This is a genomic window from Priestia sp. RMT2NF4 (genome assembly GCF_047872835.1).
Taxonomy (GTDB): Bacteria; Bacillota; Bacilli; order Bacillales; family Bacillaceae_H; genus Priestia; species Priestia zanthoxyli.
In genome coordinates, this window is record NZ_JBLQZO010000004.1 from 1 (window position 1) to 25,219 (window position 25,219).

At 38.2% G+C, this 25,219-nt stretch carries 21 protein-coding genes, 2 tRNA genes and 1 riboswitch; of the genes, 18 read left to right on the top strand and 5 right to left on the bottom strand.

Translation table 11 applies throughout. From position 1 onward, the window contains the following. The first annotated feature begins 77 nt into the window (after nt 1–77). The 7 genes from ACMX9J_RS17580 to ACMX9J_RS17610 all read left to right on the top strand — a co-directional run bounded on the left by ACMX9J_RS17580 (nt 78) and on the right by ACMX9J_RS17610 (nt 8,518). Nucleotides 78–168 (top strand) — tRNA-Ser (locus ACMX9J_RS17580). A 20-nt stretch (nt 169–188) separates the two neighbouring features. After that, nucleotides 189–260: transfer RNA gene (locus tag ACMX9J_RS17585), tRNA-Glu, on the top strand. Nucleotides 261–554: 294 nt separating this feature from the next. After that, a complete protein-coding gene (gene glgB, locus ACMX9J_RS17590) occupies nt 555–2,516 on the top strand; it encodes a 1,4-alpha-glucan branching protein GlgB (RefSeq protein WP_033579577.1) in 1,962 nt (653 codons plus the stop codon). Beyond that, a complete protein-coding gene (locus ACMX9J_RS17595; protein ID WP_016765788.1) occupies nt 2,467–3,618 on the top strand; it encodes a glucose-1-phosphate adenylyltransferase in 1,152 nt (383 codons plus the stop codon). Before glgB ends, ACMX9J_RS17595 begins: the two co-directional genes overlap by 50 nt. A gap of 22 nt (nt 3,619–3,640) precedes the next feature. Further along, nucleotides 3,641–4,666 carry a glucose-1-phosphate adenylyltransferase family protein gene (locus ACMX9J_RS17600; protein ID WP_025750736.1) on the top strand — a complete coding sequence of 342 codons (1,026 nt, stop codon included), beginning with the start codon at nt 3,641–3,643 and terminating at the stop codon, nt 4,664–4,666. After that, on the top strand, nt 4,663–6,093 hold the full coding sequence (gene glgA / locus ACMX9J_RS17605) for a glycogen synthase GlgA (protein ID WP_050688669.1): 1,431 nt from the start codon (nt 4,663–4,665) through the stop codon (nt 6,091–6,093). The genes ACMX9J_RS17600 and glgA overlap by 4 nt, the downstream gene beginning before the upstream one ends. 13 nt (nt 6,094–6,106) lie before the next feature. Beyond that, the gene (locus ACMX9J_RS17610) at nt 6,107–8,518 is read left to right on the top strand and encodes a glycogen/starch/alpha-glucan phosphorylase (RefSeq protein ID WP_416226064.1); all 2,412 of its coding nucleotides are present in this window, start codon (nt 6,107–6,109) and stop codon (nt 8,516–8,518) included. A gap of 38 nt (nt 8,519–8,556) precedes the next feature. On the opposite strand, the gene ACMX9J_RS17615 is transcribed toward ACMX9J_RS17610, so the two are convergent. Both ACMX9J_RS17615 and ACMX9J_RS17620 read right to left on the bottom strand, forming a co-directional pair. Continuing rightward, entirely contained in the window at nt 8,557–9,354 is a 798-nt protein-coding gene (locus ACMX9J_RS17615) for a TIGR00266 family protein (protein WP_013059569.1), read from the bottom strand. A gap of 94 nt (nt 9,355–9,448) precedes the next feature. Beyond that, nucleotides 9,449–10,201, bottom strand: a complete 753-nt coding sequence (locus ACMX9J_RS17620; protein WP_013059568.1) for a TraR/DksA C4-type zinc finger protein — start codon at nt 10,199–10,201, stop codon at nt 9,449–9,451. 353 nt (nt 10,202–10,554) lie between these two features. Between ACMX9J_RS17620 and ACMX9J_RS17625 the strand changes: the two genes are divergently transcribed. The 8 genes from ACMX9J_RS17625 to ACMX9J_RS17660 all read left to right on the top strand — a co-directional run bounded on the left by ACMX9J_RS17625 (nt 10,555) and on the right by ACMX9J_RS17660 (nt 21,919). Beyond that, entirely contained in the window at nt 10,555–11,976 is a 1,422-nt protein-coding gene (locus ACMX9J_RS17625; RefSeq protein WP_047749710.1) for an isochorismate synthase, read from the top strand. Continuing rightward, a complete protein-coding gene (menD, locus tag ACMX9J_RS17630; protein WP_416226065.1) occupies nt 11,963–13,717 on the top strand; it encodes a 2-succinyl-5-enolpyruvyl-6-hydroxy-3-cyclohexene-1-carboxylic-acid synthase in 1,755 nt (584 codons plus the stop codon). Before ACMX9J_RS17625 ends, menD begins: the two co-directional genes overlap by 14 nt. Nucleotides 13,718–13,720: 3 nt before the next feature. After that, the gene (gene menH / locus ACMX9J_RS17635) at nt 13,721–14,530 is read left to right on the top strand and encodes a 2-succinyl-6-hydroxy-2,4-cyclohexadiene-1-carboxylate synthase (RefSeq protein WP_028411867.1); all 810 of its coding nucleotides are present in this window, start codon (nt 13,721–13,723) and stop codon (nt 14,528–14,530) included. Nucleotides 14,531–14,546: 16 nt separating this feature from the next. Further along, nucleotides 14,547–15,365: a 1,4-dihydroxy-2-naphthoyl-CoA synthase gene (gene menB, locus ACMX9J_RS17640; protein ID WP_013085280.1), complete on the top strand. Its 819-nt coding sequence runs from the start codon at nt 14,547–14,549 to the stop codon at nt 15,363–15,365. Between the two features lie 82 nt (nt 15,366–15,447). Beyond that, the gene (locus ACMX9J_RS17645) at nt 15,448–16,911 is read left to right on the top strand and encodes an o-succinylbenzoate--CoA ligase (protein WP_028411866.1); all 1,464 of its coding nucleotides are present in this window, start codon (nt 15,448–15,450) and stop codon (nt 16,909–16,911) included. Between the two features lie 3 nt (nt 16,912–16,914). Further along, a complete protein-coding gene (menC, locus tag ACMX9J_RS17650) occupies nt 16,915–18,018 on the top strand; it encodes an o-succinylbenzoate synthase (RefSeq protein WP_406900740.1) in 1,104 nt (367 codons plus the stop codon). Between the two features lie 278 nt (nt 18,019–18,296). Beyond that, a riboswitch (cobalamin riboswitch) is annotated at nt 18,297–18,483 on the top strand. Between the two features lie 132 nt (nt 18,484–18,615). After that, nucleotides 18,616–20,859 carry a ribonucleoside-diphosphate reductase subunit alpha gene (locus ACMX9J_RS17655; protein ID WP_416226066.1) on the top strand — a complete coding sequence of 748 codons (2,244 nt, stop codon included), beginning with the start codon at nt 18,616–18,618 and terminating at the stop codon, nt 20,857–20,859. Between the two features lie 16 nt (nt 20,860–20,875). Then, complete coding sequence (locus ACMX9J_RS17660) at nt 20,876–21,919, top strand: ribonucleotide-diphosphate reductase subunit beta (protein WP_013059560.1); 1,044 nt, start codon at nt 20,876–20,878, stop codon at nt 21,917–21,919. 29 nt (nt 21,920–21,948) lie between these two features. On the opposite strand, the gene ACMX9J_RS17665 is transcribed toward ACMX9J_RS17660, so the two are convergent. Beyond that, on the bottom strand, nt 21,949–22,152 hold the full coding sequence (locus ACMX9J_RS17665) for a hypothetical protein (protein ID WP_013059559.1): 204 nt from the start codon (nt 22,150–22,152) through the stop codon (nt 21,949–21,951). A 66-nt stretch (nt 22,153–22,218) separates the two neighbouring features. Next, a complete protein-coding gene (locus ACMX9J_RS17670) occupies nt 22,219–22,377 on the bottom strand; it encodes a DUF1540 domain-containing protein (protein WP_013059558.1) in 159 nt (52 codons plus the stop codon). 207 nt (nt 22,378–22,584) lie between these two features. Between ACMX9J_RS17670 and ACMX9J_RS17675 the strand changes: the two genes are divergently transcribed. From ACMX9J_RS17675 to ACMX9J_RS17685, 3 genes are read left to right on the top strand one after another with little or no spacing between them, the layout of a single operon-like run. Then, entirely contained in the window at nt 22,585–22,866 is a 282-nt protein-coding gene (locus tag ACMX9J_RS17675) for a DUF2325 domain-containing protein (protein WP_028411863.1), read from the top strand. A 54-nt stretch (nt 22,867–22,920) separates the two neighbouring features. After that, the gene (locus tag ACMX9J_RS17680; protein ID WP_230624654.1) at nt 22,921–23,676 is read left to right on the top strand and encodes a hypothetical protein; all 756 of its coding nucleotides are present in this window, start codon (nt 22,921–22,923) and stop codon (nt 23,674–23,676) included. A 15-nt stretch (nt 23,677–23,691) separates the two neighbouring features. Continuing rightward, nucleotides 23,692–24,150 (top strand): flavodoxin, encoded by a 459-nt coding sequence (locus ACMX9J_RS17685; RefSeq protein ID WP_034271367.1) that lies wholly within the window; start codon nt 23,692–23,694, stop codon nt 24,148–24,150. A gap of 29 nt (nt 24,151–24,179) precedes the next feature. On the opposite strand, the gene ACMX9J_RS17690 is transcribed toward ACMX9J_RS17685, so the two are convergent. Further along, nucleotides 24,180–25,217 (bottom strand): cytochrome d ubiquinol oxidase subunit II, encoded by a 1,038-nt coding sequence (locus tag ACMX9J_RS17690; protein WP_028411860.1) that lies wholly within the window; start codon nt 25,215–25,217, stop codon nt 24,180–24,182. Nucleotides 25,218–25,219 lie beyond the last annotated feature (2 nt).

A 25,219-nucleotide genomic window follows, 5' to 3' on the forward strand; every position in this document is an offset into this window, starting at 1 on the left:
CCACAGTAGCTCAGTGGTAGAGCTATCGGCTGTTAACCGATCGGTCGTAGGTTCGAGTCCTACCTGTGGAGCCATACGGAGAAGTACTCAAGTGGCTGAAGAGGCGCCCCTGCTAAGGGTGTAGGTCGTGTAAGCGGCGCGAGGGTTCAAATCCCTCCTTCTCCGCCAGTCGTTTTAAATTTAAATATGGCCCGTTGGTCAAGCGGTTAAGACACCGCCCTTTCACGGCGGTAACACGGGTTCGAATCCCGTACGGGTCATCTTAAAAAGGTTTGCATATATGCAAACCTTTTTTTATTTGCGCTTTTTTAAAGATTAAGTAAACAGGAATAATAGTTAGGAATAATTACCATGAATTTTCAGAATAAAAAGTAAGTTTTAAGCAGGATTTTCCCTATATCATATGGAATTATTCATAAAGTAATAAAGTATGAAGAGTATGGAATAAAGAGTAATTTTAAAGAACATTTATTCTATTATATTTGTAGAAAAGGTTTATGTTTTTACTATAAAAGGGAATGAGTGGTAAGAAGCGTATATTATGTGCGTATATTATGTTTGAAGTTAAAGGGGTGGCAAAAGTGAATCTAGCGGTTCAGCCTACTGAATTTGATGTTCATTTGTATCACGAAGGAAACTTATTTCGCAGTTACTCTATTTTCGGTGCGCATCAGGTAACGGTAGAAGGAATTGAAGGCGTACGATTTTGCGTGTGGGCACCTCATGCAAAGGGTGTAAGCGTTGTAGGTGATTTTAATAAATGGAACGGTTTTCAACATTCAATGGTTAAAGTTAATGAAGAAGGTATTTGGATGACATTTATCCCTGAATTAGAACAAGGGACTATTTATAAATATGAAATCATCACACAAAGCAATCAAAAAAAATTAAAAGCAGATCCATACGCTTTCTTCAGTGAAGTGCGTCCAAACACTGCGTCTATTGTTTACTCATTGGATGGGTACAAATGGAACGACCAATATTGGCGTAGAAAGAAAAAACAGCAAAATATATATGAAAGACCACTGTGTATTTACGAGCTGCATGCAGGGTCTTGGAGGACTCATGAAGATGGCAGCCTTTATACATACAGTGAATTAGCACAGGAGCTTATTCCTTATATTGCTGAACAAGGTTTTACACATATTGAGTTATTACCAGTCATTGAGCATCCGCTCGACCGATCCTGGGGATATCAAGGAACTGGATACTATTCTGCTACCAGTCGATACGGTACACCTAAAGAGTTGATGAACTTTATAGATGAGTGTCATCAAAATAATATAGGCGTTCTTTTAGACTGGGTACCCGGGCATTTTTGTAAGGATGAACATGGTCTGTATATGTTCGATGGAGAACCTACTTATGAATACAAAAAAGAACCCGACCGTGAAAACTATGTTTGGGGAACAGCTAATTTCGATTTAGGCAAGCCTGAAGTACAAAGTTTTCTCATTTCGAACGCTTTGTTTTGGTTGGAGTACTTCCACATAGATGGATTTCGAGTAGATGCTGTAGCTAATATGCTTTATTGGCAAAATTCTTCTGGAAAAGCAGTAAATGATGGAGCTGTCAGCTTCTTAAAAAAATTGAATGAAGCTGTTTTTAAATCTGATGAAACGATATTAATGATGGCAGAAGATTCAACGGATTGGCCCCTTGTTACAGCACCTACGTATGAGGGCGGTTTAGGCTTTAATTATAAGTGGAACATGGGATGGATGAATGACGTTTTAACGTACATGGAAGCTGGAGTGGAAAGACGTCCCTATCTTCACGATAAAATGACCTTTTCACTAATGTATGCGTTTAACGAAAACTTTATTTTGCCGCTTTCTCATGATGAAGTCGTACATGGGAAAAAATCATTGCTTAATAAGATGCCAGGTGATTACTGGCGCAAGTTTGCACAGCTTCGACTGCTATATGGATATTTCTTTGCACACCCTGGAAAAAAGCTTTTATTTATGGGCGGAGAGTTTGGCCAATTTGATGAGTGGAAAGATTTAGAAGAGTTAGACTGGATGCTTTATGACTTTGACATGCATCGCAATCTTAACGGATATATGAAGGATCTCATCAAGATTTATAAAAGAAGCAAGCCTTTATATGAATTAGACCATAATCCAGATGGATTTGAATGGATTGATGTTAACAATCATCATCAACAAATTTTCTCCTTTATTCGCAAGTCGAAAGAAAATCAGGAGATTTTTATAGTTGTTAGCAATTTTTCTGAGCATCCATATCATTCTTACAAAGTTGGAGTTCCAGTTGAGACAGAGTACATTGAAGTTATTAACAGTGATGACGAAGTGTACGGCGGTTCAGGCATTGTAAATAAAAAGGCATTAAAATCAGTGGATGAATCGTTTCACGGTCAACCTTTTTGCATTGAAATGAATATTCCGCCGTTTGGCATTAGTATACTACGAGCAAAGAGAAAACGAGGGGAGAGAAAACAACATGTTAAAAAAGAAATGCGTAGCGATGTTATTGGCAGGAGGAAAAGGTAGTCGGCTAAGTTCGCTTACAAAAAATCTAGCAAAGCCAGCTGTACCATTTGGTGGTAAGTATCGAATTATTGATTTTGCTTTAAGTAATTGTACAAATTCAGGTATTGAAACAGTGGGTGTATTAACACAATATCAACCGCTAGTTCTCAATTCATACATTGGAATTGGAAGCGCTTGGGATTTGGACCGACGGAATGGTGGCGTCACAGTATTGCCTCCATACGCGGAGTCAGATGGAGTAAAGTGGTATAAAGGCACGGCTAGCGCTATTTATGAAAATTTAAACTATTTGACACAATATGATCCTGAGTACGTACTGATTCTATCAGGTGATCACATTTATAAAATGAACTATGAAAATATGCTTGATTATCATATAAACAAAGAAGCAGATGTAACGATTTCTGTTATTGAAGTACCTTGGGAAGAAGCGAGCCGTTTTGGTATTTTAAATACAAATAGTGACCTAGATGTAATGGAGTTCGATGAAAAGCCACAGCGTCCTAAAAATAATCTAGCTTCTATGGGGATTTATATTTTTAAATGGAGTATTTTAAAAGAATATTTAGAAATGGATGCACGCAATCCATACTCAAGCCATGATTTTGGTAAAGATGTTATTCCGCTTTTACTAGATGAAAAGAAAAAGCTAATTGCATATCCATTCCAAGGTTATTGGAAAGATGTAGGAACTGTAAAAAGCTTATGGGAAGCGAATATGGATTTGTTATGTGATAAAGACGAGCTTAATTTATTTGACTCTTCATGGAAAGTATACTCTGTTAACCCTAATCAGCCTCCTCAATATATTGCGCCAAACGCCTGCGTGGTGGAGTCATTAGTAAATGAAGGGTGCGTTGTCGAAGGAAACGTAGAGCAGTCCGTGTTATTTCCAGGTGTACAAATCGGTTCAGGTTCTGAAGTTAAGAAAACGGTTGTCATGCCTACTGCAAAGATAGGCTCTAACGTATATATTGAAAACGCAATTGTTCCATCGGACATTGAAGTTCCAGACGGTACTATCATTCGACCGACCAAAGGAAGCGAAGAAGTAATTCTTGTTACTCAAGAATTGATTGAATCAGTTGCTAAATGCATTTAACGAACAGAGAGGATGAACGACATTGAATAATCAAATGCTTGGTATTATTGATGCTTGTACAAACACAACAGCGCTGCAGCCTTTAACCTTTTATAGATCGATTGCTGCCATTCCTTTTGCAGGGCGCTATCGATTAATCGATTTTACGCTTTCTAATATGGTGAACTCTGGAATTTCGAGCGTTGCCATTTTTCCTCGTGATCGCTATCGCGCATTGATGGATCATATAGGTTCAGGAAAAGAATGGGATTTGGATCGGAAGCGAGATGGATTGTTTATCTTCCCTCCTATGACAAGTGATTTACACTTAGAGAGTCCATCACTATTCACGCAGTTCCGTTATCATATTGATTATTTCTTAAGAAGTAAGCAGGAATACGTATTAATTGCTAATAGTTATACGATATGTACAGTTGACTTTGAGCACGTGCTGCAGCGTCATATTGCTTCAAATGCAGATATTACTGAAATGAAGCAGGGTGATAAATCGCTTAATATGTATATTATTAATAAATCTATTCTAGTTAATATTTTGCAAAATGAATCGCATGATTTTTATACGATTAAAGAAATGGTTCGATATATGGCACAATCTCATCGTGTAGAAAAGTACGAACACCACGGATATACGGCTGAGATTTCTAGCTTAGATGCCTACTATAAAACAAGTATGGAAATTTTATCTCCAGATGTTTGGAAGCAGTTATTTATCAACGAACGTCCTGTTTTCACTAAAGTAAAAGATGAACCGCCTACTCGTTACGCAAAAAAAGCGGTTGTGAAAAACTCAATGATCGCAAACGGGTGCGTGATTGAAGGACATGTGGAAAATAGTATTATCTTCCGAGGCGTTAAAATTGGAAAAGGTACGGTCGTTAAGAATAGCATTGTGATGCAAAAAGGCGTTATTTTAGAAAATAGTGTATTAGAAAATGTTGTTTTAGACAAAGATGTGAAAATAGGAAGTAATGAAACGTTGCTAGGTGAGTCAGGTCTACCTAGAGTCATTGCTAAAGGAACAACTCAAGGAGCGTTGATGAAGTCGTGAATGTATTATTTGCTGTATCAGAATGTGTACCTTTTATTAAAACAGGAGGATTAGCAGACGTAGCAGGTGCCCTGCCTAAAGAATTAAAAAAGTTAGGAACGAACGTATGTGTAGTCATGCCAAAGTACGGAACCATTCCTCAACATTATCAAGATGAAATGGTGCTTGAAAAAGTTATTCATGTGCAGGTTGGGTGGAGAAGACAGTACTGTGGGATTGAATCGTTAACGATGGATGGCGTTAAATATATTTTCATTGATAATGAATATTATTTTAAAAGAGATAGCTTATATGGGCACTACGATGACGCTGAACGATTTGCTTTCTTCAGCAGAGCTGTGCTTGAAGCTATCCCATTTTTAGAGAATGAGCCTGATATCATTCATTGTCACGACTGGCATACGGCTATGATTCCATTTTTACTTCGTGCTAATTATGATATGTATGATCATATCCAGACGGTCTTTACGATTCATAACTTGCAATTCCAAGGAATTTTCCCTAAAAGCAATTTATATGAGCTATTAAATTTAAATGAATATTATTTTACTACAAGCCAGCTCGAGTTTTATGGGAATATTAATTTTATGAAAGCGGCTCTTGTATCAGCTGATAAAATTACCACGGTAAGTCCTACATATCGAGATGAAATTCAAATGCCCTATTACGGAGAAAGTTTAGATGGATTATTGCGTCAGCGAAATCAAGATTTAATTGGGATTGTAAATGGAATCGATGAAGAAGCTTATAGCCCAGACGCAGATCAGCTTATATCTTATCCTTATTCTGTAGAAGAGATTGAAGGAAAATATAAAAATAAAAAAGAGCTCCAGCGCTATCTTGAATTAGAGGAAAATAAGGATGTTCCAATTATTTCGATGGTTACAAGGTTAACCCAGCAGAAGGGATTGGATTTAGTCAAGCACGTTTTCCATGAGACAGTTAACTTAGGAGCCCAAATTGTTATTTTAGGAACTGGCGAACACGAGTTTGAGCAGTTTTTCCGTGAGATGGAAGATACGTACCCGCAACAAGTAAAAGCCATTATTGGTTTTAATGAGGAACTTGCTCATAAAGTTTATGCCGGTACGGATTTATTTTTAATGCCTTCCCGTTTTGAGCCTTGCGGACTCGGACAATTAATAGCCTTAAAGTATGGAACCATTCCAGTCGTGCGTGAAACGGGCGGCCTGAATGACACGGTCAAAGCTTATAATGAATATAGCGGAGAGGGAAATGGCTTCTCTTTTAAGAATTATAATGCTCATGACATGCTTCATACGTTAGAAAGAGCTGTTTCATTTTATCACCAGAAAGATGTATGGAAAAAATTAATGATGGATGCTATGAGTCAGGATTATAGCTGGGGGCAATCGGCATTTAAATATAATCAATTGTATTCAAATTTGACATCTACTCCATCGTGAAAGGGTGAGCAGATTGTTCTCTGATAAAAAAAGCTTTCAAGAGGCTTTTTTAAAAAAGCTGGAAATGACATATGGAAAGAGCTTTAAAGAATCTACTGTTCAAGATCACTATCATACATTAGGAAATATGGTGCGAGAGTATATTAGCAGCGATTGGATTTCAACCAATGAAATTCATAGGTCTTCACATACAAAGCAAGTGTATTATCTTTCTATCGAATTTTTATTAGGCAGACTGTTGGGTCAAAATCTGTTGAACTTAGGAATTCGGGAAGTTGTAAAAGAAGGATTAAGTGATCTGAATATTTCACTTGAAAATATTGAGGAAATCGAAGTAGACGCAGGATTAGGAAACGGGGGATTAGGCAGGCTTGCTGCTTGTTTTTTAGATTCTCTTGCTTCACTTAATCTTCCTGGTCACGGTTATGGGATTCGCTATAAACACGGTTTGTTTGATCAAAAGATTGTAAACGGCTTTCAAATTGAGCTCCCAGAACAATGGTTAAGGCATGGGAATTCATGGGAAGTACGCAAATTAGATCAAGCAATCGAAGTGAACTTTTGGGGCGAAGTTGAAATGGTACAGGAAGACGGAACATTCTCTTTTCGTCATGTAAAAGGAGAACCCGTCTCTGCTGTTCCTTATGACATCCCGGTTATCGGGTATAAAACAGATACAGTGAATACACTTCGCCTTTGGAATGCGGAGCCTTCATCATTTCCAGTACATAAAGATGTGATGGAGTATAAGCGTCAAACAGAGGCTGTATCAGAATTTTTATATCCGGATGATACACATGAAGATGGTAAAATATTAAGGTTGAAACAGCAATATTTTCTTGTTTCAGCTAGCTTACAAAGTATTATCAGAGCACATCGAAATACCTATCAAACACTTACAAACTTTCACGAAAAAGTAGCCATTCATATTAACGATACGCATCCTGTACTTGCGATTCCTGAGCTAATGAGAATTTTACTGGATGAAGAAAAAATGGAATGGGAAGATGCATGGCATATTACGTCCAATACCATTTCATACACAAACCATACGACTCTTTCTGAAGCCCTTGAGAAATGGCCGATTGATTTATTTCAACCCTTGCTTCCACGAGTGTATATGATTATTGAAGAAATTAATGAGCGCTTTTGTAAAGAATTATGGGAAGCATATCCAGGAGACTGGCAGCGGATTGAAAATATGGCTATTTTAGCGCACGGGCTAGTAAAGATGGCTCATTTAGCAATTGTGGGAAGTTATAAAGTAAACGGCGTGGCAAAGATTCATACTGATATTTTAAAAGAACGAGAAATGAAAGATTTTTATCAGTTTTATCCTGCTAAATTTAACAATAAAACGAATGGAATTACCCACCGGCGCTGGTTGTTAAAAGCTAACCCGCAGCTTTCCTCTCTTATTACCGAGGTGATAGGAGATAAATGGATTAAACAGCCGCATTCTCTTATAAAGCTCCAAGAGTATGTGGAAGATCCAAGCTTTTTACAAGGACTAAAAACAGTAAAACAACAGCGTAAAAAGCTGCTTGCCGATATTATTCAAGAGCAAACGGGAATTAAAATAGATTCACATTCTATTTTTGATGTACAGGTTAAAAGGCTTCATGCTTATAAAAGACAGCTTTTAAATGTACTGCACATTATGTATTTGTACAATCGATTAAAAGAAGACCCTAATTTTCAAATCGTGCCTCGTACATTTATTTTTGGTGCGAAAGCTTCTCCCGGCTATTATTATGCAAAAAAAGTCATCAAGCTAATTAATTCTGTAGCTGATGTTGTCAATCATGATCCACAAACATCACCGTTTTTAAAAGTCGTTTTTTTAGAAAACTATCGAGTGTCACTTGCTGAGTATATCTTTCCTGCAGCGGATGTCAGCGAACAGATTTCAACCGCCAGCAAAGAAGCTTCGGGAACGGGAAATATGAAATTCATGATGAACGGAGCGTTAACTCTTGGTACGATGGACGGAGCGAACGTCGAAATTAGCGAGGCAGTAGGAAAAGATAATGTCTTTATTTTTGGGTTAAAAGCCGAAGAAGTATTGAGCTATCAGCAAAATGGAGGATACCGTGCCTATGATTATTACCATCATGATAAGCGGATTCGACAAGTGCTCGAGCAGCTCACAAACGGCTTCTTACCTGACACATATGACTTATTCGAGCCTATATATGATTCATTATTAATGCAAAATGATGAATACTACGTACTCCGTGACTTTGACTCATACGTTACGGCACAGCAAAAAATAAACGAAGCTTATGGAAATGAAAATAAATGGCTTCAAATGAGTGCGACGAACATTGCACATTCCGGCTTTTTTTCTAGTGACCGAACGATTGAGGAATATGCATCTGATATTTGGGGAATTCATTCCACTAAAAATTTATTAAATCAATAAATAAAAAAGGTGTAGTCAACGACTACACCTTTTTTATTTTATCTGTTGTCACCGTTTAAGAAATCACCTAAAGAACCAAGGATACTGCCTTCACCTTTACCTCCCGTTGGTGAAACTGCACTTGATAAAACGCGATCGGCTAGTCGACTAAAAGGAAGAGATTGAATCCAAACTGTTCCCGGTCCTGACAGAGTAGCAAAAAACATGCCTTCTCCTCCAAACAGAGCTGTTTTAATTTTCCCTACATATTCGATGTTGTAATTTACATCACGGGTCATGGCCACTAAACAGCCAGTATCCACACGAAGGCGTTCACCCGGCTGCAGCTGTCTCTTATGAATGGTGCCGCCTGCATGCAAAAATGCGAGGCCATTGCCTTCTAATTTTTGCATAATAAAACCTTCACCGCCAAAGAAGCCAGTTCCTAGTTTTTTTTGAAAGTCAATACCAACGGATACGCCTTTGGCAGCGCATAAAAAGGAGCTTTTTTGACAAATAATTTTATGATCGAGCTGCTCTAAATCGACAGGAATAATCTTACCTGGAAAAGGTGAAGCGAAAGATACTTTTCGCTTGTGATATCCGTTATTTGTATATACCGTCATAAATAAACTTTCACCAGTTAATACGCGTTTCCCAGCACCTTTTAGTTTATTAAAAAGTCCGCTGCTGTTGGAGGAAGAACCGTCACCAAAAATGGTTTCCATCTCAATATCATCTTCCATCATCATCATTCCTCCAGCTTCTGCTATCACACTTTCTGAAGGATCTAATTCAATTTCAACAAACTGCATGTCATCTCCATACAATTTATAATCAATTTCATGTGCATTCATTATGTTCACCTCATTATTAATTCTAATCTCCTATTCATTCGATGTCATCTCCCATAGCTCCTACTAAAAATAGAAAAAAGAGTAGTATGAAGAACTACTCCTTTTCAGTGTATGGATCTTTCTCATAGGCCGGTAAATCTCCAAATATGGTCATCGTACCTTCTTCATCCAGTGCATTTTCATATCGCTCATGCTCTTTTGAAGGATAAATAGGAAGAGGCTGTCCATATAAATCGGTAGCGGCAAAGTTTTCATAATCTTCAACGTACCCAATAGCTTCATCCGCCTCAATATAGGTTTCACTATAGTTAGACGTATCTTCTATAAAATCAGAAGGAGATTCAGACGTCCCGTAACGCGCAACGTCTTGCCAAGAATCTTCTGCGTCGTATCCTGTCGTCTCGGTATCGTCATAGTCGTATTGACCAAATGGGTGATGGAGAACATTTTCTTCTACAGGTCTGTGCTTTGGAATATCCTGTGATGGGCTATGTTCTCTACAGTATAAAGTAGTTGGTACAGCCTGAAGTCTTTCAAACGAGATATCTGCTCCACATACTTTGCATGTTCCATACGTGCTGTGAGCGATTGCCTGCAGTGCTTCTTCTATTTCATGTAGCTCTTGTTTTGCATGTTCATTTAGTGCAAGGTCTTTTTCACGCTCGTATGTTTCTGTGGCTGTGTCACCAGGGTGGTTATCGTAGCTTGAAAGTTCTCCTACAGCATCGTGAGCGTCGCTTCGAGTTAGACCAAAATGATCATTTTGATCAAAGTGCGATTGAATATCAGCCTGCTGCTGCTGTAAATTTTGTTTTAACTGACTGATTTCTTGTTTTGAAAGTGTCATGAAGCTCCCCCTTAAAAATTTAGTGTGCTTTTGTAGTATGTGTTAAAAATTCAAAAAAACACGATTCATATTAGGAGGATTTGGGGTATTCATGAAGCTAAGAGAGAAATGGAGTGGAAAATTAAAGAAAGGTAAAGGTTATAGAAAAGGGTATGATAAAAATAACGTTCTTGAGGGCTAAAGAGTACTAAATAGATCATAAAGATTTTTTTATTGGTTTACTGAAAAGGCGTAATTTAGACAAGCGAAATTAATTTTTGCTCATGAATCGCGATGCTAGATTTTTTTGAACTGAAAGTTTATAATAAGTTAGTTACAGACTTAAGAAAAAAAGATGAACGGGGGGACGTAGTGTGATTGCAACGACCGAACAGTTAGTACAAGAATACATTAAAGATGCGATTGAGTGTGCAAAAAATGAAAATCAGCCAAAATTGGTCAGTTTAGTGAAAAAAGTAAGACCTATTGACCCCCTTATTTTTTATGCGAACGGACATGACCAGTTTTATAAAGAACGCTTTTTTTGGAAAGATCCCAACAGTTATTATACATTTGTTGGATTAGGATATGCGCATACTATTTGCACCAATGCGGCAAAAGAACGTTATTTCCACATTGAAAATGAATGGAAGCGCTTTATAAAAGAAGACTTTTATAAAAATAACCAAATTTCCCCTGATGGGACAGGTCCTCTTTTATTTGGAGGATTTTCATTTGACCCAAATCAGTATCGAGAAAACTATTGGAGTGATTTCCCGAGTTCAAAATTTATGATTCCAACTGTGTTATATACCCAGGTAAATAAAGAAGGATATCTTACCGTTAATATGATGGTTAAAGGACAAGATTCTGTAAAAGAGCACATCAATTATTTCGAAGAGGTCCAAAAACTTGTTCTTTGTGAAGAGTACGACGGGGAATCTCATATTTCACCTTTGCTGTTGGAAAAAGAAGAAATTGGGGTAGAGAAATTTAAAGGAAATATTGAAAGAGCTACTACTTTAATTAAGCAACAGGTTATAGAGAAAGTGGTTCTTGCTCGCCAATTAAAAGTAAAATTTAATGAAGATATTTCTACTGAATACGTGCTTCAGCGTCTGTTAAAGGAACAGCCAACTAGCTACACATATATTTTAGAGGGAGAGCATCAGCATTTTATCGGCGCTTCCCCAGAAAGACTAGTACAAAAACAAGGAGATTACGTGTTTTCCACTTGTTTAGCGGGTTCGATTCCAAGAGGAAAGACAAGGCAGGAAGATCACGAACTAGGTGAGGAATTGCTTCAGGATCCTAAGAACTTAATTGAGCACGATGTTGTTGTTCATATGATTAAAGAAGCGATGAATTCTTATTGTTATGAAGTAGAAATTCCAAGTAAGCCAAGTTTATATAAAACAAAGCATATTCAACATTTGTATACACCTGTGAAAGGGCGTATAAAGGAAGATGTGACGCTATTTTCATTTATTCAAAAGCTCCATCCAACACCAGCGTTAGGAGGATATCCTCAACAGGAGGCCTTGCCTATTATTCGAAAGCTAGAATCCTTTGACCGAGGGTGGTACGCAGCTCCTTTAGGATGGATGGATATCAATGGAAACGGTGAATTTATAGTAGGAATCCGCTCGGCTGTTATTCAGCAAAAAGAAGCTGTTTTATTTGCGGGCTGTGGAATTGTAGCAGATTCTACGCCTGAAAGTGAATATGAAGAAACAAAAATTAAATTCAACCCGATGCTTTCAGCTTTAGGAGGGATTATGCGTGGAACACATTAAATCATTAACAACGTATATTGCGTCATTCGTGGATGAATTAGTAGAAGCAAATGTTGAAGAAGTAGTGGTCAGTCCAGGGTCACGTTCAACGCCTATTGCGATGCTTATGGCTGAGCACCCTGATATTCATGTGCACTTAAACATTGATGAACGTTCTGCCGGTTTTTTTGCTCTAGGAATAGCAAAAGCAAAGAAAAAACCAGTGGCGCTTGTATGTACATCTGGAACAGCTGCAGCGAATTATTATCCTGCAGTAATTGAAGCTCACTACTCACGCATTCCTTTAGTCGTTATCACAGCCGATCGGCCGCACGAGTTAAGGGATATAGGTGCCCCGCAGGCAATTAATCAGAATCATCTTTTCGGTCAGTATGCGAAGTGGTTTGTAGATACAGCTTTACCAGAAGAAAGTGCAGATATGAATCGTTATATTCGAACAGTAGCTTCAAGGGCTGTTCATACAGCTCAAGCTATACCGAGCGGTCCTGTACACATTAACGTACCTTTACGTGAACCGATTGTACCAGATTTGTCTATTGAAGATTTATGGAGTCAGGGGAAACGCGGTAAATCATATGTGGCTGCTATTCATGGAGAAGCATCTCTATCTGAAAAAGGATTCGAAGAAATTGCGAAGCGCCTAGAGGGAACAACAAAAGGACTTATTATATGCGGAGATCAAATGTCTTTAAAAGCAGTAGACGGCGTATGCCGTTTAGCTGACGCTTTAAGCTTTCCGGTGCTCGCAGATCCGTTATCACAATTAAGAAGCGGCAAGCATTCAAAAGAAAATGTAATAGAGACATATGATACATTTTTAAAAAGTGATAAGGTTGATGAGCGTTTTTACCCCGAAGTTGTCATTCGTTTTGGCGCGATGCCGGTATCGAAACCGCTATTGCAATTTTTAAAAGCACACGAGCCGAAAGAAATGTTTGTAGTTGACCAAGGTAAAGGCTGGAGAGATCCTACTTTGCGTTCAACAGTGATGATTGAAGCCAATGAAACATTATTTTGTGAAGAACTGATCAAGCGCCTTTCAGCGAATCAAGAGGAGTCTACTTCATGGCTGAGTCTATGGAAAAAGATTAATGCTCAAACTGCACAGGCTCTCAAAACATTAACTTCTGGCCAGGAATGGTTCGAAGGACAAGTAGTTCAAGAAATTGTGGATGTAGTACCTGAAGGCACGGCTTTGTTTGTTGGAAATTCAATGCCTGTTCGAGATATTGATTCTTTCTTCTTAAATACGGAGAAAGATATTCCACTTTTTGTAAACCGAGGAGCAAATGGAATTGATGGTGTGGTTTCGTCTGCTCTAGGCGTAAGCACGGCTTACGATCACACCGTTTTATTTATTGGTGACCTATCTTTTTATCACGATTTAAATGGTCTGCTGGCAGCTAAGATGCATAATTTAAATTTAACCGTTGTGCTAGTTAACAATGACGGCGGAGGAATTTTTTCATTTTTACCGCAGTCAAAACAAGAAAAGCACTTTGAATTTTTATTCGGTACGCCAACTGGATTGAATTTTGAGCATGCCACTCGTCTGTATGATGGCACATTTTCTTCAGCAAGCAGCTGGGAAGAATTTCGACATGCAATGAACCATGCTTTCACAAAAGGCCGGTTACATGTTGTAGAGATTCGCACAACTCGTACAGAAAATGTAGAGACTCATCGCAGTTTGTGGAAACTTGTTTCCGAGGAAATAAATTTGTCAAACGGTGAGGAATAAGCAATGATGTATCAATTAAATGGTGTATCTTACTATGTGCACACCGAGGGAAAAGGAGAGCCGCTGCTGCTTCTTCACGGCTTTACCGGTTCTTCTCAAACCTGGCGTACCTTTATGAAGAAATTCGTTAAAGACTATCAAGTGATTGCTGTTGATATTATTGGTCATGGCCAATCAGCAGCTCCGAAAGAAATCAAACCATATTCAATGGAAGCAGTTGTTGAAGCACTGCATGAGCTGCTTCAACAGCTATCTCTATCACAGGTGAATGTAATTGGATATTCGATGGGAGGAAGGCTTGCTCTCTCATTTGCTCAGCGATATCCACACCTTGTGAAAAAGTTGGTATTAGAAAGCGCATCGCCTGGTTTAAAAACGCGAGAAGAACAAAAGCTAAGAAAAGAAAAAGATGAGCAGCTGGCGAGCCGCATTGTGAAAAATGGAATTGAAGAATTTGTGAACTTTTGGGAGGAAATCCCTCTTTTTCGTTCTCAAAAGCAATTGCCTAGCTATGTTCAAGAAGCGGTGCGTCAAGAAAGACTTTCGCATACAGAAATCGGCCTTTCCAACAGTTTGAAAGGAATGGGAACAGGAGTCCAGCCGTCCCTTTGGGAGAAGCTGGACGATCTGTTGATGCCGGTTTTGCTTATTACAGGAGAAGTAGATCAAAAGTTTTGTTTAATTTCCAAAGAAATGCAAACATTAATACCAAATGCTACTTCTAAAATTATTTTAGGGACAGGCCATGCAATTCACGTGGAACAACCCGAGATTTTTGGTAGAATAGTAAGTGAGTTCTTAGCTACTACATAATTAGGAGGAAATAAAGATGACAGTTGAATGGACATCAGTACGTCAATATGAAGACATTTTATACGAAACATATAACGGAATCGCTAAAATTACGATTAACCGTCCGGAAGTGCACAATGCATTCCGTCCAAAAACAGTAATGGAATTGATCGATGCATTTGCTTATGCTCGTGACGATGCAAGCGTTGGAGTAATTGTATTAGCAGGTGCTGGGGATAAAGCATTTTGCTCAGGCGGAGACCAAAGAGTTCGCGGTCACGGCGGCTATGTAGGAGAAGATGAAATTCCACGTCTAAACGTTCTAGATTTACAGCGTTTAATTCGCGTAATTCCAAAGCCGGTTGTTGCAATGGTATCAGGCTATGCAATTGGTGGAGGCCACGTTCTTCACGTTGTATGTGACTTAACAATTGCAGCGGATAACGCAGTCTTTGGACAAACAGGTCCTAAAGTTGGAAGCTTCGATGCAGGATATGGCTCTGGTTACTTAGCTCGCATCGTAGGCCATAAGAAAGCACGTGAGATCTGGTTCTTATGCCGTCAGTACAACGCTCAAGAAGCACTAGACATGGGATTAGTAAACACGGTCGTTCCATTAGAGCAGCTTGAAGCTGAAACAATTCAATGGTGTGAAGAGATGTTAGAAAAAAGTCCAACCGCTCTTCGTTTCTTAAAAGCAGCATTTAATGCTGATACGGACGGCTTAGCTGGTATCCAGCAATTTGCGGGTGACGCAACGCTTCTTTATTACACAACGGACGAGGCAAAAGAAGGTCGCGATGCATTTAAGGAAAAACGCAATCCAGACTTCCAACAGTTCCCACGTTTCCCTTAAAAAGCTGAAACAGCTTGGTGATTATCATCAGGCTGTTTTTTCAATTTGATTTAGTTAATTAGTATAAAAAGGAGAGAAATTTATGAGTGGCCAAACGATTCCTAATGGGCTTATGCAAAGAGCATATTTGACGCCAAACCGAGTGGCGGTAGAAACACTGCAAACGTCGCTTACTTTTCAAGAGCTTCATAAGCGTGTTCAAAAAGTAGCGCAGCAGCTTTCGTTTAACGGTGTAAAGCAAGGTGATACCATTGCTTTATGCATGAAAAACAGCGTGGAGTTTATTGAGATTTTACATGCGGTTTCTTATATTGGCGCTCGGGTGCTGCTCGTCAATACGCGTTTGACAAATGAAGAAATCAATTATCAGCTAACAGATGCAAACGTGTCGTTGCTTATTACGGATGAAGCATTTTTAACGAGAGAGTTCCAAAGTTCCATTACTCAGCTTCCTTTATCTTCTTTAAAAAGTTCTCCAGAAACAGAAACGTATTTTCAGAAAACGTGGAATCTCGAGGAGACGTTCACCATTATGTATACGTCTGGAACAACAGGTAATCCAAAAGGAGTGCTGCAGACATATGGAAATCACTGGTGGAGTTCCATTGGTTCAGCGCTTAATTTAGGATTAAATGAAAAAGACTGCTGGCTTATAGCGGTTCCTTTGTTTCATATTAGCGGATTATCCATTTTAATGCGGAGCGTCTTTTACGGAATGAAAATCATTTTAGAAGAACGATTTGAAGCAAGAGCGGTGAATGAAGCCATTGAAAACAAAGGAGTAACAATTATTTCGGTTGTCACTTCCATGCTATCGAATATGCTGGATGAATTAGCTGAACGTAAATACCCAAATACATTTCGCTGTATGCTTTTAGGAGGAGGACCCGCACCGCTTACTATTTTAGAGGCTTGTGTGAATAAAGAAATTCCTGTTTATCAAACGTATGGAATGACAGAAACATCTTCACAGTTCGTTACGCTTTCACCTGAAGATAGTTTGCGAAAACTGGGATCAGCAGGTAAACCATTATTTCCGTGTGCAATGAAAATTGTAGATGAGAATGGAAATGAAACACGTGAAGCAGGAGAAATCATTGTTAAAGGTCCAAATGTTACAAAAGGATATTTAAATAAACCTGAAGCTACTAAAAAAGCCCTTCAACAAGGCTGGTTCTATACAGGAGATATCGGGAAAGTGGATGAAGAAGGTTTTCTATATGTATTAGACAGACGTTCGGACCTTATTATTTCAGGTGGAGAAAATGTATATCCAGCTGAAATTGAAAATGTTTTGTTGAAGCATCCCGCTGTTAAAGAGGCCGGTGTAACGGGAGTAGCCGATGGAAAATGGGGACAAGTTCCTGCAGCATGCATTGTTATAAACGAAGACGTTTCAGATGAAGAGTTATCTTTACACATTCAACAATTTTTAGCAAAGTACAAACTTCCAAAGTATTTCGTTCGAGTAGAGGAGCTGCCGCGAACGGCCTCTAATAAAATCATACGCCGGAAGCTATCATCGTTCATACAGAAAGGAATTTAATCGATGATTATCAAAAAAGTACATCTTTATAAAATTGACATGAAGCTTCTTTCTCCTTTTTCAACAAGCTATGGTACGGTCCAGGATCGAGAATTGATTTTGCTTGAAGTAGAAGATGAAAAAGGATTTACAGGATGGGGAGAAGTCGTTGCTTTTTCATCTCCTTGGTATACGGAAGAAACGATTCAGACATGTTTTCATATGTTAGACGATTTTTTAATTCCTTCGCTTCTTCACCAGCAGCTTCAAAAACCAGAGGATGTTCAAAAGTTATTCAAACCTCTAAAGCGGAACAACATGGCTAAAGCAGCTTTGGACTGTGCTGTATGGGATTTGTATGCAAAGCGCCAAAATAAGCCCTTAGCTGAAGTAATTGGCGGAGTAAGGCCTGCTGTAGAAGCTGGAGTGGTAGTTGGCTTAAATGATATTTCCATCATGAAAGAACAAATAAAGACTTATATGAAAGATGGTTATAAGCGCTTTAAAGTGAAAATTAAGCCAGGCGCTGACTATGAGCTACTGAAACAAATTCGAGATGAATTTCCAAGCATTCCTCTTATGGCTGATGCCAATTCAGCCTATACGTTAAGCGATAGTGATTCATTGAAAAAACTAGATGAATTGAATTTAATGATGATCGAACAGCCGTTAAGTTCGGATGATATCCTTGATCATCGATTATTACAAAAGCAAATGAAGACGCCGATTTGCTTAGATGAAAGCATTGTGAGCTATGAAGATGCACGTCATGCAATCGAACAAAAAAGCTGCAAGATTATCAATGTGAAAATCGGTCGAGTTGGCGGAATGTCTGTAGCAAAAAAAATTCATGATTTATGCTCCCTACACGGTGTAAGGCTTTGGGTTGGCGGAATGTTAGAAGCCGGGATTTCACGAGCTCATAACATCGCCCTTGCCACACTGCCTTCTTTCACGATACCAGGTGACATTTCTGCGTCGTCTCGCTATTGGGAAAAAGATATTATTAAGCCCGAAGTAGAGGTAGAAGCCGGAGTAATAAAGGTGAAGGAAAAACCGGGGATCGGATACGATATTGATAAAAAGTTTATCAAAACAATCACAGCATTTGAAAAAGAATACAAATAATTAAAAACCGTTTTTTATGAAAAACGGTTTTTTTATTGATGTTGGCAATGTTTAGTAGAAAAATAGGACAAATTTTTTAAAAAGAGCACATTGTTCCATCAAGCGTGTCAAAACATGTTATGATGGAGTAGTTTGATGAAAAAAGTCGAAGGATTTTATCGTAAAAAACAAAATTATTTTTGAAAATAGGTTGATAGTTTTCTAAGTTGTCCTATATAATGTGTTTATAACATAACACAATATGTTGTTTGTTAAACAATAATAAAATACTATATTTTGTGTTTTCCAGTGAAAAAGGTGTCTGATAAAAAGACTTAAAAGGGAATTTGGTGAAAATCCAAAGCTGTCCCCGCAACTGTGAATGCTGATGAAATAAGGAGATCCACTGTGAGTAAACATCATGGGAAGGCCTTAAAGTAAAAAGAAGCATAAGTCAGGAGACCTGCCTTTTTTATGTCGTTTTATCTTCTTCGGGAGGTGAGAGGGTAGAGCGAGGATTGAGAAAAGACTTAGTGTCTTCTTCTATCTTCGTTCTATTCGCTCACCGAGGTACGGTGAGCGATTTTTTATTTTGAAGTGAAGAGAGGAGCCATATTTATGGTGAATACATTAAAGCCTACAATTCTACATGAATTAACTGCATATATTGAACGTTTAAAAAAAGAATTTACGCAGCTTGATTTTTCTTTGTATGAGGAAAAGGTTATTCAAACTGTTACAGTAAAGGAAAATATGACGGACGAAAAGGTTGCAAACGTACTAATTTTGGCAGCCCTAGAGCGTATTTCAATGGAAGAACCAGATTGGACGTACGTGGCGGCAGACGTCTACTTAAACGAACTATATCGAAAAGCAGCGGACAACCGAGGTTATGATAAAAAAGAGAAGTACGGTTCGTTTTATCAGCTTATTCAAGAACTAACAAAAATCGGCATTTATAATAAACAGCTATTAAAAACATATACAGAAGAAGAAATTAATGAAATTGCTTCAGTCATTATTCCTGAACGCGATCGTTTATTTACATACATTGGATTGCTGACATTAGCAGATCGCTATTTAGCGACATCACATGATAAGCGTGTATACGAATTACCGCAAGAACGTTTTCTTATCATTGCTATGACGCTGATGTCTCAAGAAAAGAAAGAAAATCGAACAGCATTAGTAAAAGAAGCGTACTGGGCGCTTTCTAGTCTATATATGACGGTTGCCACACCAACACTCTCAAACGCAGGAAAGAGCTACGGACAGCTATCTAGCTGCTTTATTGATACGATTGATGACAGCTTACGCGGTATTTATGATAGCAATACAGATTTGGCCACGCTTAGTAAAAATGGAGGCGGAATTGGTGTCTACCTCGGTCATATTAGAAGCCGAGGAAGTGATATAAAAGGTTTTAAAGGCGTATCATCAGGAACAATTCCATGGATGAAACAGCTAAATAATACGGCTGTAAGTGTCGATCAGCTAGGTCAACGACAAGGAGCTATTGCCGTATATTTAGACGTTTGGCATAAAGACATTTTTTCATTCTTAGACGCGCGTTTGAACAATGGTGATGAACGCCAGCGCACGCATGATTTATTCACTGGCGTATGTTTGCCAGATTTGTTTATGGAAAAAGTAGAAGCACGTGAAGACTGGCACTTATTCGATCCTCACGAAGTTCGTACGCTGATGGGCTACTCGTTAGAAGATTTTTATGATGAAGAAGAAGGCAGCGGTTCGTTCCGCACTCGTTACGCTGAGTGTGTAAACAATGAACAGCTTTCAAGAGAAACAGTGCCTGCTATTGAGATCTTCAAGCGCATTATGCTTTCGCAGCTTGAAACCGGAACTCCTTATATGTTCTATCGTGATACGGTTAACCGAGCTAATCAAAACCGACACGCGGGCATGATTTACTGCAGTAACTTATGTACAGAAATCACGCAAAACCAAAGTACAACGGTCGTAACAGAGGAAATTACGGAAGACGGAAAAATTATTATTACAAAGAATCCGGGCGATTTTGTTGTATGTAATCTTTCTTCTATTAACTTAGCGAGAGCCGTAACTGAAGATGTACTTGAACGTTTAATTCCAATTCAAGTACGCATGCTTGATAATGTTATTGAGTTAAATGATTTGCCGGTACTTCAAGCAAAGCTAACGAATCAAAAGTACCGCGCAGTAGGGCTTGGCACATTTGGCTGGAACCATTTGCTTGCCTTAAAGAAAATAGCATGGGAGACAGGTGAAGCGGTAGCATATTGCGATGAATTGTATGAACAAATTTCTTACTTAACCGTGCAGGCAAGCATGAACTTAGCTAAAGAAAAAGGCGCATATCCATTATTTAAAGGCTCAGATTTTGAGTCAGGCGCTTATTTTGAAACACGTGAATACACGAGCGAAGCGTGGAGTGAACTGCGTAGCGAAGTTCAAAGCAATGGGATAAGAAATGGATATTTAATGGCTGTAGCACCTAATTCATCAACATCTATTATCGCGGGTTCTACGGCAAGTATTGATCCGATTTTCCGTAAGTTTTATTCAGAGGAAAAGAAAAACTATAAAATCCCAGTGACGGCACCAGATTTATCGCCAGCAACAAACTGGTATTATAAGTCCGTTTATTTAATTGATCAGCACTGGAGCATTAAGCAAAACGCCAAGCGCCAGCGTCATATTGATCAATCTATTTCATTCAATTTATATGTACAAAATGATATCCGAGCAAAAGAGCTGCTGGATCTTCATATGACGGCATGGAAAGAAAAATTAAAAACGACCTATTACGTACGTTCAACATCAAGTGAAGTCATTGAAGAATGTGAAAGCTGTCATAGTTAAAAGGAGTGAATAATTGATGACAAGCATGTTAAAACGAGAATTAATGAACGAAACAGCTCCGAACCGTTCGACAGGAATCATCAACGGCAAGAGCTCCAATATTCTAAACTGGGATGACGTCCGATTTTCATGGGCGTTCCCTAAATACAAGCGTATGCTAGCTAATTTCTGGACGCCGTTTGAAATTAATATGGGGCAAGATATTAAACAGTTCCCTCAGTTAACCGCTGACGAACAAGAGAGCTTTCTAAAAATTATTGGCCTGCTGGCGCTACTGGACAGTATTCAATCAGATTATGCTAGCAAAGTAGCTGACTATGTAACCGATTCTTCGATTAACGCTCTAATGATTATTTTAGCGCAGCAAGAAGTGGTTCATAATCATTCGTATTCATATGTTTTATCAAGTCTTGTACCAAAAGGAAAACAAGATGAAGTATTTGAATACTGGCGTACAGACGAAAAGCTTCGCGCACGAAATGACTTTATTACAAACGGATATAAAGCATTTAGCGAAGAAGCAACGGTTGAAAACTTTTTGAAGTCTATGGTATATGATGTTATTTTAGAAGGACTTTTCTTCTATAGCGGATTTGCGTTCTTCTATAATCTTGCGAGAAATCAAAAGATGGTGGCGACATCTACGATGATTAATTATATCAATCGTGATGAACAGCTTCACGTTGGGTTATTTGAAAAGATTTTCAAGGAAGTACTAAATGAAAATCCAGCTTATCGTACGGAGGAGCTAGAAACGTTTGTAGTTGAAACGTTCCAAGAGGCAGCTCGTCTTGAAATTGAATGGGCGGAATCTGTTATTGGAGAAAAATTCGACGGCATTACGATGAAAGAACTGCAGCAGTACATTGAATATATGGCGAATAAACGCTGTAATCAGTTAGGCTTCGGTCGAGCTGCTTTCCCAGAAGCACCGATTGAAAATCCTCTTCGTTGGATTATTGCTTATCAAGAGGTAGATTTAGGGAAAACCGATTTCTTTGAACAGAAATCACGACAATATACAAAAGCATCAGATGCAAATGGATTTGATGATCTATAAACACAAAAGCTGACTAATTTCCTTATTGATTAGTCAGCTTTTTTTAAGTGAATAAGTCCAAGTTCTAACGCACGTGTGGTAATTAAGTCATCAATTTCTTCTGGAATGTTTTCAAGTGTTCCCCATTTGTATGTCCATAAATGAGTAAATGATTGTACATAGATTGGAAAGGTTTGTTCATTTGCTTTTATGGCTTCTTCTTTAAAAAAATGAATCAGTTGTTCAGTCTTCATACTAGTCTCCTTTTTTATAATCTTGAAGAGAGAAAAAAGACAACCCAGAGGCTGTCCTTTTGCGGGTTACGCTTCAGTTGGCTTGAACGTTTTACAGTCTGTTTCATAGCTGCTTGCTGCATGTTTTCCGCTATGACTTACTACGTAAATTTCTTCTGCACTGCAGTGATTTCCATTTTTCCAAAAGTGACAGTTATTTACTTCACAAAGAATGTTTTGTTCCAACGTTAACCCTCCTTTGTATGTGATAGCTATAGTATGGTCAAAATTCAACTAACTTATAAGAAAGGTGGTAGACTTTCATTTTAATTGAGAATTTTTATCAATTAAACATTGACAAAGAGAATCATTCTCAATTAAACTGTATATATAGTAAAGAATACAGGTTGTTGTCAAATCATTAAATGAATAATTAATTGGGAGGGAACAAACATGTCATCAGTCATGGTTGTAGGAGGAGACAGGTTAAAGCATATTACAGATCGTCTAGCGGGAGAAGGGTTTAATGAAGTAATTCATTTAGATGGCCGTAAAAGCAATATGGTGAAGCGAGAAATTCCCGAACATATTGGGTTTGTATTAGTTATTACGGATTTTATTAATCACAATATGGCAAAAGTTATTAAAGAGAAAGCAAAAAAACAGCAAAAACCAATTTATTTCGTCAAACATTCATGGAGTGCTATTCGTAAAGTGATTGAGCAAATTTCATGATTTAATTTTTGATCATTATTGAGAATGAATTTCAATTAGGGTGGTGAGACATAGATGGAACCGATGAAAGTGCATATAAAGACACTCTCCAATAACCACATCGAACAATTTATTCGATGTCCGTACAAATTTTATCAGCAGCAGCTTCTTTTGAAAAAGACATCTATAGATTGGAAACAGCATGTTCAAGTAACCGTCCATCAAATCATTAAAACATACTATAGCAAGCCAGTTGAGTATCGCTCAAACCTCTATGTTTTACAGCTTATTGAAAAATATTGGCGTCTAAAGCCAAATATGTTTTCATCACCCATTCACTATTACGATGTGTTAGCTAAAGTAAGTGATTATTTACTGAGGTTTTTAGGCGAGAAAACACATGTGGAGCTACCACTTTTTGTGTTTGAGAAATACAGCGTTTATGTAGAAGAAATTCAAAGCAACCTTTCTCTGACCATTGATTTTGCTGCATGGACAGAGAAGTCTTATACGGTAACAAAATTCATTCTAGATGACCATGAAGAAGTGAAGAACGCAATGAAAGACTTTATTATCGTTTTTTCGAAACAAGCTTTTAAAAAGGTTCCTGAACAAATTCGTTTTTATTCATTATTAACCGGAGAAACAACAACTTATTATATTGCAACAGGCGATTATGAAAAAGCCATACTTCAACTACATATTGTCAAAAGTGTGTTAATGGAACCAAAACATTTTCAAAAGAACTATGCATCCAGTGAGTGTGAAAACTGTCCTCTTAAGCAAGAATGTGATGAAGAAGGGGATGTGCGGCCCACACTGCTGGTGTAAAGGAGCGTCATTTACATGAAGGAAATCTTACTAGCTTATGCGAGTATGTCAGGCAACACAGAAGCAATAGCCGATTTGATCGAAGAAGAATTAGTCAAGCATGGATTGCATGTGAAACGAGCAGAAGTATATGACATTGATGCTTCGGACCTTGTATTGGCAGAATCTATTATCTTTGGAGCTTATACGTGGGGAGATGGAGAGCTGCCAGATGATTTTTTAGATCTTTATGATGAAATGGATGATATAGATCTCAGTCAAAAGCAGATGGCTGTATTTGGTTCAGGTGATTCATCATATGATGTTTTTTGCGGAGCAGTTGATTTAATTGAAGAAAAAATAAAGGGACGCAACGGAAATATAGCTGTTCCTGGTTTGAAAATCGAGCTTTCTCCCTTTGGAGAAGATGTAGAAAAATGTAAGGTATTTGCTAAAGACTTTGCTGAAGTAGTGGCAAAATCTGCTGCTTCATAAGAAAATCCGGTCAAGTGCTGACCGGGTTTTTAATATGGCTTCTTTTTGCTGTATTCTTTATTATCTTTCATAAATAGACGCCAGAAATAAAAGAATCCAGGAAATAAAATCGCAAAGCCAACAATATACACAATAAATAACGAATGGAACGCATCGGGATGTGTAAATCCATTCTCAATCGTTACGTTTGGATACACGACATACGGTAAATGACTTCGTCCGTATACGTAACTTGCTAAGAAATATTGAAGGACGATTGATACCACGGCTAAACGAGGCATTCCTTTTCCTTTTTGAGAAGGCAGCAGCAGAGCAATACCAGCTACTACAAATAGACCTACAGACCCGTAAAGAAGAGGCTTAAACTGCATCATTTTATCATATAACCAGCTGGCTTCTGATTGCATTGTAATCATAATAAAGATAGCCATTAGCAGTGAAAGAGGTCCTGTAATGAGCGCATCGCGCCGATAGACCGCATAAGCTTCCATTTCGTCAGATGACTTCGAATAATCTGCTAATAAAAGAGACGACAGAAACAGGGAAGAGGTAATGGCAAAACCAATAAATGAATAGACGTGCGGACTTGAAAACACTCTTGCTAAATTTAATCGCTGCGTTCCGTCAATTACATCAATAAATCCACCTTGACTTACGGGCAGTACGGCGATTAAAAAAGCAGGAATTAATACGCCAGATATACCAGATACATAAACCAACGCTCTCCGATATTTGAAGCTGCCAGCATAGTGTGAAAACACTAAAAATCCGCTTCGAATAGATAAGAGAAGTAAAATGATACTCCCCGGTACTAGTAGCACTGTTCCAAGCGTAAATGTAGCTCGCGGAAAAAAGCTAAACAGCGCAACAACAATCGCAACGATAAATACATTGGTTACTTCCCAAGTAGGCGATAGATATCTGTTTGCTACATCTGTAGCATTTGTTTTCGTACGGTTAATATAGACCATCGACCAAAAACCAGCTCCAAAGTCCATCGTTCCCATTACAGCATAGATAAAAATGAAGCCCCATATTACAGTAATTGCTAGTAATGAATCACCCATAT